Genomic DNA, 8,993 nt, shown 5'->3' with positions numbered 1-8,993 from the left:
ACCCCCCCCCCCCCCCCCCCACTCAGAAACCCAGCTTTCAACGACCAACCCACCCCACCACGGAGGGGCCCCGCCGTTCGCCGATCCCCGCCGAAGGCGCGCTTCCCGCTCTGCCTTTCGCAGTGCAGCATGCCCCCGCGCAAACCTGCGCCATCATGAGCATCCCGCCCCCGCCAGGACTTCGCCATGCAGCAGTACCTGCTTCTGATCTACATCGACCCGTCACTGCTGCGCACCCTGCCCATCGACGACTTCAACACGTTGATGCGCGACTGCCTCGCCCACGCCGACAAACTACAGGCCGAGGGCACGTTGCTGGCCGCGCAGAAACTGCAGCCGATCGAATCGGCGCAGACCCTGCGCGTGCGCGATGGCCACAGCCGGGTGCTCGATGGCCCGTTCGCCGAAACCCGCGAACTGCTGGCCGGCTTCAACCTGATCGTCGCCCACGACCGCGATGAGGCCATGCGTATCGCGCAGGGGTTCCCGTGGGCACGCTTCGGCAGCATCGAGGTGCGGCCGCTGGAAGACATGGACGCCGAGCGCGAACGCTGCGGCGCCCCCGCTGCGGCTATGGCAGCAGCCGTACCCTGATCTCGCGCGGGCCTACGCCTTCGTTGCCGCTGTAGTCGCGCGCACTGGCACGCACGATGTACTCGCCCGGCGGCAACGCCGCCGGCTGCCAGCGGCCGGTTTCCATCAGGCCATCGCGCACGGTGTTGGTCACCAGATACCGGAAGCGGGTGACCGCACTGCCGTGCACGGTGATGCCGCTGTCGGGCGCGTAAGCCACTTTCACCGCCTGCTTCTGCGGCGGCATGCGGTTGAACACGATGTTCCAGCGCGGTTGCTCGTAGCCCTGCAGCGGCTGCCCGGCGGCATCCAGAATCTGGTAACCCACCTGGTACGGCCCCAGCCGACGACGCGGCAGGTTGTTGTCCACCTGGTCCCAGGCTTCCACCACGATCTGCACGCCACGTCCCTGCCGGGCCAGCATCACCACACCGTCGCTGCCGGCAGCCAGCGGTTGATCGTTGTCGTCCAGCAGCGCCACGTCGGTGATGCGCGGTGCGAAGTGGTCGGCGTAGTCCTTGAACCCCAGCGCCACCGCATTGGTCTCGAAACCGCCATTGCCCACGGCCAGGTGCACGTGCGCCTGGTTGTTGATGCTGCCCAGGCGGTCGCCCACGTGGATACGCGTACCGCGGCGCACGCGGATGCGCTCCAGCGTGCCGTCTTCGGCGTACAGCGGCTGCCAGCGCGCGTCGAACGGTTCGCCGCGTGGCGTACGGCCGACGCGCATGTGGATGTACTTCAACCGGTCCACGGCCAGGCCTTCAGCCTGCCCGCCCAGGCTCCAGGCGGCAATCGGGCTGCTGATCTTGCCCTCGGCAATCGCCAGCACGGTCTGGCCGACATCGCCGCGCACGTCAAAGCCGCCGTGCAGGTGGTGGCGGCTCTCACCCTGGAAGGTGCCGCGCACTTCGCCGAGCGTGCCCACCACTTCATGCCAGCCATCCTGTGGTGCCAATGGCCAGCGCCCACCGCTGTCCGGCAGCGCCGCATCGGAGGCCGGCCCCACCAGTGCCGGTGCGGGCAGTTCACCCACCGGCAGCGGGCGCAGGCGATGCAGGCGATAGCCTGCGGAGTCGGCCACCAGCAGGGCACCGTCGGCTTCAACGGCCAGGCCACTGGGGCGCGCCAGCCGTGGCAGGCGGTCATTGCCCAGCAGCGCCAGTTGATGGCCCTGCGGGGTCACCTGCACGATGCGCCCGTCCAGGTCACCCACATACAGCACACCGTCGTGCGTGGTGGCCAGTGACAGCGGGCCGTTGATGACCTCACCCTTGCCGACCGCGGTACTGACCGTGCCGTCGGCGCCGACGCGGCGGATCGCGTTGTTGAACAGATCGGCCACCAGCAGTGCGCCGTGCGCATCGAAGGCCAGCGCCACCGGCGTGTCGAAGCGGGCGTCAATACCGGGTGCATCGGCGAAGCCCGGGCGGTCGCCACCGGCCAGCGTACGTACGTTGCCATCGGTACCGATCACGCGGATGCGGTCGTTCCAGGTATCGGCCACATAGACCTGTCCCTGCGCATCCAGGGCGATGCCCATCGGTCCATCGAAACGCGCTTGTGCGGCAGGACCATCGGCAAAGCCCTGTTGGCCACCCGCCAGCGTCGTCACCTGTCCATCGGTGCCGATGCGCCGGATCGCATGATTGCCGGTATCGGCCACATACAGATTGCCCAGTGCATCGGCGGCGATACCCGAAGGGGTGTTGAAACTTGCCTGCAGGGCAGGCCCATCAACACGTCCCTCGCCCTGCCCCGCTACCGTTTCGATACGGCCATCGGGCAGGCGGCGACGGATGCGGTTGTTGTCACCGGCATCGGTGAAATAGACGCTGCCATCGGCACCGCCCAGCAGTGCGTAGGGGTCGGCGAAGCGTGCCTGCGCCGAGGCGCCATCGCGATCACCCGGATGACCGTCGCCGGCCAGCAGCTCGATCTGTGCGGTCCACGCCAGCGGCGTCGGTACGGGGCCAGCCGGCACCTGCGGGCCGGAGGCGGGGAATTCCCACCAGGTTGCCGCCAGGGCCACCGCTGTTGCCACCACCACCGCACCCACCGCCATCCCTTGCCACCGCGCCATCGTCCCGTTTGCCTGTACTTGCATGAAGAGGCACGAACGATAATCGCTGCGCCCGTGCAGCGCCATGGCCGATGGTCAGGTCCATCTCACAGCGCTTGTCCTGCGCTGCCACAGCAGGTTCAATGTCCGTTCCATGGACGGAGGCCCACCATGCCCCGCTGCACCCCACTCTTCGCGCTGCTGTTGGCCGCGCTGACCAGCGCGACCGCCTCGGCGAACGTGCCCCGGACGCCCACTCCTGCCTCGCAGCATCCGCCCGATGCGGCGATGGATGCTGCGCATGCCGCGTACGCGCAGCAATGGGATACGGCCATCGAACAGTCGCGCAGTGGCAATACGCTCGCCGCGCTGATCGCCATGCAACGGCTGATGGACAGTCCACTGCTGGCCGACTTCGATGCCGAGCGCCGCGGACGCGCCGCGCAGTTTGCCGGCTGGACGGCGGCCATGCAGAAGCAACCGGCGCTGGCACGGCGCTATCTGCAGCAGGCGCTGCTGGCGTTGCCGGGCGATGCAAGCATCCTGACCACGCTGGTGTCGCTGGACCTCAACGATGACAATCCGGCAGCGGCAGTCGAGCATCTGACACAGGCACTGGCGCGTGCCGACGGCCCGCTGGCGATCGACCACCACACCATCAGCTACCTGCAGTACCACCTGCGCGAGCAGCCCGTGCAGCGCATGGCGCTGCTGCAGGCGCTGTTCGACAACGGCTGGAAGAGCGGCGGCAGCGAACCCACCGGCCTGTGGCTGGCGCTGGCGACGCTACAGGCCGACAACGGTCGCGGCGATGCCATTCCAACCACGCTGGCCCGCATCGACAGCCCGGCCGAGCTGATCCGCTTGCGCAGCGACAAGCGCTTCGACCGTTACGTGGACCGCCGCGATGCACGCTTCGATCCGGTCAAGGCCGCGCAGGTCCATCTGGACACCCTGCGCGTATCGGGCCTGCTGGATCGTGAGCTGGATGCACGCCTGGTGGATTTCAGCAGCACGCTGCTGATGCTGGATCGCAACGAGGAAGTACTGGCGCTGACCGGTGAACTGGCCCAGGCTGCCGCGGAAGGACAATCGCCTCCCGCCGCCAAAGCGGAGTGGCTGGCGTGGCTGCTCAACAGCCGCATCGCAGCGCTGCGACGCCTGGAGCGTACCGATGAGGCGCTGGCGACGGCGAAGCTGGCCGCCCGCATCGGCGCACTCGGCCCCGATGGTCTGGAGCATCAGATGAACGTGGCCTTCGTGCTCAACTCACTCGGCAAGACGCAGGAAGCAGAGGCCGCGATGGCCACATTGACCGGTCTGAGCGGCTATGGCCAGGCCGCACAGGCCTTGATCCGTTTCGCCGCCGCCCGCCAGCGTGGTGATGCCACCGCTGCCGCCGCCGCACGTGCGGTCATCGTCGCCCAGCGCCAGGACGCGCGGCTCTTCTATCGCGAGATGCTGCTGGAAGAAGGCGATCTGGATGGGGCCGCAGCCGTGCTGATCGAGCAGCTTCGCTCGCCGCTGGAACGCAGCGACGCGCTGGCCAGCCTGCAGGACATGCGCGTGTATCCGTCGTTGCCGGGCGATGTACGCATCGATGCCGCCTGGCGCGAACTCAAGCAGCGTGCCGACGTGCAGGCCGAAGTCTCGCGCGTTGGTCGCATCGAGCGCTACGACCTGGTGGGCAGCGCCACATCGCGCTGAGTACCAGCTACTTCGCCGGTACTTCGATGCGGATGCCCATCGCCTCGCGATAGCGGGTGTACAGGGCCATCACCTTGTCCACGTAGGCCAGGGTTTCAGCATACGGTGGCACGCCCTTGTAGCGTGCCACCGCACCGATGCCGGCGTTGTAGGCCGCCGCTGCCAGCGGACGGTCGCCGTTGTAGCGGCGCAGCAGCGCGCGCATGTAGCGGGCACCGCCGTCGATGGACTGCTGCGGCGAGAACGGGTCGTGCACGCCGTACTCCGCTGCGGTATCGGGCATCAGCTGCATCACACCCTGCGCGCCCTTGCTGGACACCGCCAGCGCGTCGAAGTTGCTTTCGGCATGAGCGATCGCCCGCAACCAGGCATCGTCGACACCGGTGGCCTTGGCCGCCGCCTTGAACTGTCTTGCGTGCTGGGCCAGCTGGGGCTTGCCGACCTTGCCCAGGCCTTCATGCGCCGGTTCGCCCGGTGGCGTGGCCACGGTGAACTTCAGGAATACCCGCGAGCCGGGCAGGTTGCGGGTGGAATAGACAAGCTTGCCGTCCTGCTCGCGCTCGTACAGCACGCCACTGAACACACCCATGTTGCCCCACAGGTTAGGGGTCTGCACGGCGCTGTCGTCGATCTCCTTTGGCGTGCAGCGCGAGCCGGGCTCCGGTGCGGTGGCCAGGCTGACCGTGTTGCCCTGTACGCAGCGGTAGACCGTGCGCGCAGCGGCCAGCCCTGGCCAAAGGCCAGACAGCAGCAACAGCGCGACGAGAGCGGGACGGACAGACATGGCGGCCGGATGATCCGGCGGCGGCCGCTAACAATGAGTGAATGGGGGTGTTCGGCCGGGCGGCGCCCGGCACCCGCAGAGGCAACGGCAACGGCCGAATCAATGTCAAAAGCTGGGTTCCGGGGTATGGCGGGGTGGGTCCGGTGGCGGGGGACGCCGTGAATCCCCAGACCTGCCCAGCCGCTGGCGGCTGTGCGTTCGGGCGCTTGCGAAGCAGTGCTTCGCAAGCAAAGCGCCCTCACCCATGGAGGCTTGGGCGCGCCATTCATGGCGCTTACACCCCCGCAACCGGACCCACCCCGCCTTCGACAGATTTCCGCGGCTGTTGGTGGGTGTCGACCTTGGTCGACACGTGTAGATCCACGCCATGCGTGGATGGGACTCACCGAGGCCGTGAGATCTGTTGGCGAGGGTCTTGCTGGCTACCGCGCCATCTTCCGCCGCAGCCAATAGCCGGCCCCCAGCAGCACGAACCACGCCGGGCTGGCCACCAGCGCCTGGCGGGTGTCGGCCTGCAGGCTCAGCAGCACCAGCACGGCGGCGAAGAACAGCAGGCAGGCCCAGCACATCGCCACGCCGCCGGGCATCTTGAAGATCGAGGCCGCGTGGCGTTCGGGGTAGCGACGGCGGTAGACCATGTAGGCCACCAGGATCAGCGACCAGACGAAGATGAACAACACCGTCGCCAGGGTCGTCACCAGAGTGAAGGCGGTCACCAGGTTGGGGATCAGGTAGATCAGCAGGGTGCCGCCCAGCAGGCACAGGCAGGAGAACAGCAGGCCCCGTGCCGGCACCGCTGCGCGAGAGAGCTTGGACAGGCCGCGCGGTGCATGGCCTTCCTCGGCCAGGCCATACAGCATGCGGCTGGTGGAGAAGATGCCGCTGTTGGCCGAGGACGTGGCCGAGGTCAGCACCACGAAGTTGATCAGGCTGGCAGCGGCGGGAATGCCGGCCAGCACGAACAGCTGCACGAACGGGCTCTTGTCCGGCACCACCTGGCGCCACGGGGTGACCGCCATGATCGCGATCAGCGCCAGCACGTAGAAGATGATGATGCGCACCGGGATCGAGTTGATCGCCTTGGGCAGGTTGCGCTCCGGGTTGGCCGTTTCCGCGGCGGTGGTACCCACCAGTTCGATGCCGACGAAGGCGAACACCGCGATCTGGAAACCGGCGAAGAAACCGACCAGGCCCATCGGGAACATGCCACCGTCATTCCACAGGTTCGACAGCGCTGCGGTGTGCCCGCTGGGCGAGGTGAAGCCCCACGCCACCAGCCCGGCACCGGTGATGATCAGCGCGCAGATCGCCACGATCTTGATCAGCGCGAACCAGAATTCCATTTCGCCAAACAACTTCACCGTCACCAGGTTCAGCGCCAGCAGCAGCATCACGCAGGCCAATGCCGGTATCCACGCGTCCAGCCCGGGGAACCAGAACTGCGCATAGGCGGCGATGGCAATCACATCGGCGATGGCGGTGACGATCCAGCAGAACCAGTACGTCCATCCGCAGAAGAACCCGGCCCACGGCCCGAGCAGATCGGTGGAGAAATCGATGAAGGATTTGTACTGCAGGTTGGACAGCAGCAGCTCACCCATTGCGCGCATCACGAAGAACAGCATCGCGCCGATGATCAGGTAGACGAACACGATGGACGGGCCAGCCAGGCTGATGGTCTTGCCCGAGCCCATGAACAGGCCGGTACCGATGGCACCGCCGATGGCGATCAGTTGCAGGTGGCGGTTGGACAGACTGCGGCGCAGGTGCTCGGGGGGCGTGGCGGGCTCGGTCATGGGCGCGGAAAGAGGCGGGCGAAGCGTTCGACGGTAGTCCTCCGGCTGCCACAACGCCAGCGCCGGACGGCCCAGGACCGTCAACAAGTGTCACTTTCACCACAATGTGACCCGTTACCGCATTTGTCCCATTCCGCCCAGCCCGGCGCCGTGTTCATATACCGCCATCGCCCAAGGACCGGCCCCGCCCATGTGCCCAGCCCTGCACACCTCTCTGGAGCCTCGGCAGTGAGTCGACTGCGGGTCATCATCGGCGGCACCGTACTGGCCGTGCTGGCCGCTGCAGTGCCGATCGCGGTCATGGTCTATGCCACCTGGGATCGCGCCGTCAGCGTCGAGCAACAGCGCCTGCATGCCATTGCCGAGCGCAGCCTGCGCCGTACCGAAGTGTCCTACCAGGAAGCGCTGGCGGCATTGAAGTCGGCCGAGGCCACGGTGCTGTCGCCCTGCGGGGCCGAGCACATCCAGCGCATGCAGACCCTGGTGATGACCACGCCGTCGTCCGACCAGATGGGCTACTTCGAGGGCGGCAAGCTGCGCTGCACGTCGTGGGGCCCGTTCCTGCGGGATGTGGACCAGCCCACGCCGGACCACGTCACCAGCGATGGCGTCGGCATCACCGTGGACGTACGCCCCGAGGCGGCGGGCCGGCGGCCGATGCTGTCCATCATGTACGGGTCGTACGACGTGCTGGTCGACCCCCGTCGCTTCGTCGATGTCATCGTCGACCCGGACGTGCGGCTGGCCCTGGCAAGCCCGGATGGACGGCTGCTGACCCAGCAGGACGGCATGGACCCGACCCTGTTGCAGCAACTGCTACGCGAGCCCGGCGAGGGCCTGGACCGCAACACCCTGTATGCCAGCGCGCGCAGCGGTGAATGGCTGGCGATCGCCACCGCCCCGCGCACTGCGCTGGCAGCGACGTTCCGGCAGCAGGCGTGGTTGTTCGTGCCATTGGGACTGCTGATGGCCGCCGCCGGTGCCGGCCTGGTGATCTGGCTGTCGCGACGACGGCTGTCGATGCGCGGCGAACTGGGCATCGCCATCCGCCGCCGCGAACTCTACCTGCACTACCAGCCGATCATCGAACTGGATACCGGCATCTGCGTCGGCGCCGAAGCACTGGTGCGCTGGCAGCGACCCGACGGCACGCAGGTGCGTCCGGACCTGTTCATTCCCTTGGCCGAAGAAGCCGGGATGATCGCCGCCATCACCGATCTGGTGATCGAGAACGTGGTTGCCGACATGCGTGAACTGTTGGCCGAGGATCGCAGTGCACACATCGCGATCAACCTGGCGGCCGAGGACATCAGCAGCGGGCGGGCGCTGAAGGTGATCTCGCAGCGCATGGCCGGCAGCGGCATCCTGCCGCAGCAGATCTGGCTGGAGGCCACCGAACATGGCTTCCTCGACATCGACCGTGCGCGCACCATGCTGGCGGCGGCGCGACGCGCGGGTCACAGCGTGGCCATCGATGATTTCGGCGTCGGCTATTCCAGCCTGCAGTACCTGCAGCAGCTGCCATTGGATGCGCTGAAGATCGACAAGTCCTTCATCGATGCGATCGGCACCGAAAGCGCGACCAGCCCGGTCACACCACACATCATCGGTATGGCCCGCGAGCTGGGCCTGTGGGTGGTGGCCGAAGGCGTGGAAACCGAGGCGCAGCTGGCGTACCTGCACAGCCAGCACGTGCAGTTCGGCCAAGGCTGGTTGTTCTCGCGGCCGTTGCCGCGCGATGAGTTCATCGCCTTCCACCGCAAGCGGCAACAGCAGTACGGCGCGGCGCGGGAGCACATGCAGAATCCGCGCCGCGTGCCGTTCGAGCGCGAGCAGGCAGGGGAGGAGTAGTCGGCGAACGGCGCAGCCCCTCGTGGTGGGTCGCTAAGAGCGGTTCGTGGGTTGGTCGGGCGGGGTGGATACGCGGGGGACGCCGTGAATCCCCAGACCTGCCCAGCCGCTGGCCGCTGCATCACGCAGCACGGCAAAGCCCAGGCCGAAGCCCCAACCGGGCGGATCGACCGGTCCCAGCTCGCCCAGCTGAGGCGTTCCCATCTGCGCCATCAAACTG

At 67.5% G+C, this 8,993-nt stretch carries 7 protein-coding genes; 3 read left to right on the top strand and 4 right to left on the bottom strand.

Features of this window, described 5'->3' with window-relative positions; genetic code table 11:
• The first annotated feature begins 186 nt into the window (after nucleotides 1-186).
• Nucleotides 187-594 carry a YciI family protein gene (locus WKB25_RS20890; protein WP_089238385.1) on the top strand — a complete coding sequence of 136 codons (408 nt, stop codon included), beginning with the start codon at nucleotides 187-189 and terminating at the stop codon, nucleotides 592-594.
• Here WKB25_RS20890 and WKB25_RS20885 read toward each other — a convergent pair.
• Nucleotides 572-2,656 carry a gluconolaconase gene (locus WKB25_RS20885; RefSeq protein WP_340572746.1) on the bottom strand — a complete coding sequence of 695 codons (2,085 nt, stop codon included), beginning with the start codon at nucleotides 2,654-2,656 and terminating at the stop codon, nucleotides 572-574. The two genes, WKB25_RS20890 and WKB25_RS20885, sit on opposite strands and share 23 nt — an antisense overlap.
• Before the next feature lie 150 nt (nucleotides 2,657-2,806).
• Between WKB25_RS20885 and WKB25_RS20880 the strand changes: the two genes are divergently transcribed.
• Entirely contained in the window at nucleotides 2,807-4,342 is a 1,536-nt protein-coding gene (locus tag WKB25_RS20880) for a hypothetical protein (RefSeq protein ID WP_340572744.1), read from the top strand.
• A 7-nt stretch (nucleotides 4,343-4,349) separates the two neighbouring features.
• Here the strand turns inward: WKB25_RS20880 and WKB25_RS20875 are convergent, their stop codons facing one another.
• Together WKB25_RS20875 and cycA are read right to left on the bottom strand one after the other, a co-directional pair.
• Nucleotides 4,350-5,126 (bottom strand): lytic transglycosylase domain-containing protein, encoded by a 777-nt coding sequence (locus WKB25_RS20875; RefSeq protein WP_340572742.1) that lies wholly within the window; start codon nucleotides 5,124-5,126, stop codon nucleotides 4,350-4,352.
• A gap of 422 nt (nucleotides 5,127-5,548) precedes the next feature.
• A complete protein-coding gene (gene cycA, locus WKB25_RS20870; protein WP_340572741.1) occupies nucleotides 5,549-6,922 on the bottom strand; it encodes a D-serine/D-alanine/glycine transporter in 1,374 nt (457 codons plus the stop codon).
• A gap of 228 nt (nucleotides 6,923-7,150) precedes the next feature.
• Here cycA and WKB25_RS20865 point away from each other — a divergent pair, with 228 nt between their 5' ends.
• Complete coding sequence (locus WKB25_RS20865; protein WP_340572740.1) at nucleotides 7,151-8,773, top strand: EAL domain-containing protein; 1,623 nt, start codon at nucleotides 7,151-7,153, stop codon at nucleotides 8,771-8,773.
• 33 nt (nucleotides 8,774-8,806) lie between these two features.
• On the opposite strand, the gene WKB25_RS20860 is transcribed toward WKB25_RS20865, so the two are convergent.
• The coding region (locus WKB25_RS20860) for a hypothetical protein (protein WP_340572738.1) at nucleotides 8,807-8,993 on the bottom strand (187 nt) is incomplete at its 5' end.

The sequence above is a fragment of the Stenotrophomonas sp. G106K1 genome, assembly GCF_037969685.1.
GTDB classification, from domain to species: Bacteria; Pseudomonadota; Gammaproteobacteria; order Xanthomonadales; family Xanthomonadaceae; genus Stenotrophomonas; species Stenotrophomonas lactitubi.
Note: the sequence above shows the minus strand (reverse complement) of the source record. Positions and strands in the feature narration are given on the sequence as shown.